This window comes from Geobacillus proteiniphilus (genome assembly GCF_001908025.1).
GTDB classification, from domain to species: Bacteria; Bacillota; Bacilli; order Bacillales; family Anoxybacillaceae; genus Geobacillus; species Geobacillus proteiniphilus.
In genome coordinates this window covers 1-2819 of sequence record NZ_MQMG01000102.1, presented here as the reverse complement: position 1 = coordinate 2819, position 2819 = coordinate 1, and the positions used below count along the sequence as shown (strand labels likewise).

Annotated in this window: 3 protein-coding genes and 1 pseudogene; 1 reads left to right on the top strand and 3 read right to left on the bottom strand. The window is 42.2% G+C overall.

What is annotated here, in order from left to right:
- From BRO54_RS19660 to BRO54_RS18600, 3 genes and pseudogenes are all read right to left on the bottom strand, one after another.
- A pseudogene (locus tag BRO54_RS19660) lies at positions 1-129 on the bottom strand (IS481 family transposase); the annotation flags it as partial.
- Positions 130-271: 142 nt separating this feature from the next.
- Entirely contained in the window at positions 272-835 is a 564-nt protein-coding gene (locus BRO54_RS20725) for a DUF6431 domain-containing protein (protein ID WP_011229674.1), read from the bottom strand.
- Between the two features lie 657 nt (positions 836-1492).
- Positions 1493-1891 (bottom strand): hypothetical protein, encoded by a 399-nt coding sequence (locus tag BRO54_RS18600; RefSeq protein WP_021321441.1) that lies wholly within the window; start codon positions 1889-1891, stop codon positions 1493-1495.
- Between the two features lie 223 nt (positions 1892-2114).
- Between BRO54_RS18600 and BRO54_RS20720 the strand changes: the two genes are divergently transcribed.
- The gene (locus BRO54_RS20720; protein ID WP_014195811.1) at positions 2115-2702 is read left to right on the top strand and encodes a DUF3967 domain-containing protein; all 588 of its coding nucleotides are present in this window, start codon (positions 2115-2117) and stop codon (positions 2700-2702) included.
- The last annotated feature ends 117 nt before the right edge of the window (positions 2703-2819 follow it).

Sequence of the window (2819 nt, the reverse complement as noted above, 5' to 3'; positions counted from 1 at the left end):
GTGGGGAACTTGATGGATCCGTTCCGCTACTTCCTTCAAGTACGTTTTTGGATCGACTTGTCCATTCACCAATGGAGCGATCAATCCATACCGAAATAAAGCGATCTCCTGTCTCATCGACTCATTCATTTCGATCTCCTCCTTCGTTCATCCCATTCTAGGACCTTATCGGTCCATCCTGTCTCTATCCTATCGGATCATTCCCCCGACCGTCGAGAGGAAAGGTTTGTGGAATCTATAAATGATTCCATATAAGGGGATATAAGTAAAATCAGGAACTGAATGTACGTGCAAAAAGATGCGTCGATCGGTGCTCCCATATCTCTTGGATGACGAAAAAGAGGCCGATCTCCTCCATCGTCTGGATCCACCATAGGGCTCGTTCTCTCGCTTGGGCGATGGCAGGACCAATTTTTCTCCAGCGCTCCGCAAAAAACCAATGAAGGTGGTTCAAATTTCGGAATAAACGTCGGACATAAAATAAAACCCCTTCATCCGTAGGAAGGAGTGGAGCCTCCTCCATCCCCCGTTTCGGAGTCAGGCCCAACCGTTCTTTCACCACTCTCCATATGGTGGGCAACGTATACTGAAAATAAGGGAGAAGAAATGAAGGCAACACGGCCACCGTCCTCCTGCACTCCGGGCAGCGATACCGAGCGATCCAAATGCGATAAGACTGATGCGACGTCACGGCATTTCGTTCGTAGTACCCATGGCGATAAAGAGGGCGTTTTGCCTGGCAATGAGGGCACCGCTTAAGAAGGGGAAAGTCGTTTTGTTTTCCCCGCTGGGCATATGTCTGGACATCGACCTGAAAGTCATGAAACCGAATCACGTCCTCGTCCCCCCTCTGGAAATCACCCATGTCCCATTCCGAAATAATTCACAAAAAATTTAGCACATTCTTTCGGAAAGGGGGAGAGGGATATTCCGAAGGAATGTGCAAAAAAGAGTCTTTTTTGTGCGGAAATAAAGTGATAATTTACACTTTCATAGGCATACGTTTTACCAAATTAATCCTTATTAATATGATTCACTCGCAAGCTCGTTCCATTAGCATATAAAATCGAGGAAGCAATAAGGGCTTCTTCAGTCTTATCTTTCCGATCGATTCATCCACATGAAATCAGCTTAGAATAGTTCCAATGTTTATTGAGAAATAAAAGCACAGAGATTTACAGAGAATTTAGTTTGCACCAACTTTACATGGAGTAATAGGCAACGATCGATCAATTGGGGACTTCGTTTTGTCTTGCAACCCCATCCTGAAATCGCAACCTCGAATGTATTTCGTTGGATTCAAGGGTTTGTCTAGGGTTTCTTTCAGATTTCGCTTCTCCATGGACACCCTTGCCTTTGACTGATGATTCACATATCCCAACATCCCCCGACGCCCATAGAGGACTTTCACCGCCTAGTTCATCGACCTACCCGGCACACAATAAAAATCGCAGTTGTAAAATTAAACAACTGCGATTTTATAAAATGGAAATTATGGTTTATAAACTTGAATTCCACCATATGAACTTACATCTTTTTCAGGCGTATTATAGTGTCTGACAGAATATTCACCTGGTCCAGGCTTAAATACTTTCTCAACATACCGCTCACTTCCACTAATTGTCCCCTTATACCATTCGACACCGTTTTTAAATATCTTATAAGTCGTACTTTTACGAGGAGCATTATAGTAATAATAAATGCCCACATGTAACTCTTGTCCACTTTCAACTGTTACTCGAGAAGTAGTTGCGCTACTTTCCCCTACGCGTAAATTAAGTCCTGATTGTTCAACTAAAACTGCGGCATAGGCACTAGTAATTGTAATGATCGAAAGAACTAATGAAGCTAAGATAATTAGTAGATTCTTTTTCTTCTTGCTAAATGTCATTTTGCCAAATCCCCTTTCTTTTTTTATTATTTTTTAAATAATTATACAATGGAAACTATGTCGAAATTTGTTACAATTTGTATTATGTCGAAAAATAGTAATATTTTACTATTAGATACCAATTCTCTATCGATATAGGATTTGAAGCCAAGCATAACTTAAAATTGTCGATCATATTTACTCTTATTGAAAAAAGTGAGGAAAATCCTATAGCATAAACGGTGTGAACGAACTCCTTCATCGCCATGGATATTACGAGAAGAATGCCGTTGTAAGAGATCAAACGTATTGCATTTGGCTCCCCCGTTATTGGTGTTCCGAATGCCAGGGACGGTACTCCCCCCTTTCTCCTTCCCTATTTCCAATACACGATCCCAATGATTTTCTCCTATGTCAAAGAGCGATTAGCCTTGATCCGACAAAGAGGGATCCGTTTGTCCCCGTCCTTTCTGACCTGACAGGGCGTATCATTTTAGATATGACGCTCGAACAAGCGGCGGAAGCAGTAATGGCATGGGTTCGGCAATCTAATATGGCGGTCAGCGTTATAGAGAAAAAAACGGAATCGGAGCGTTATAACGATGATATACAAGCGCTAAAAGAAATGGTCGCCAAACAGAACGAGTTGCTAAAAGAACTCATGATGAGGCTGGATCAGCAACAAAAATACATAGAGGAAAACCTAAAGAAAAGGGATGAACTTCTTATGCAGTCCCTAAAGGAGTCCATGGAGACACGCAAAATGATCGCGGCGGCCAAAGAGGAAGAAGGGAAAAAGAAAGGGTTTTGGGCCCGTCTGTTTGGTAAATAAGTCTGTTCATCAAATTGATGAATAGTTAGGGTCTGGAATCCGCAAATTGCGGACTCGCATCAAATACCATAACGGCGATATAACGCTATAAGCGACACAATTAAAGAGGGTGTCCCC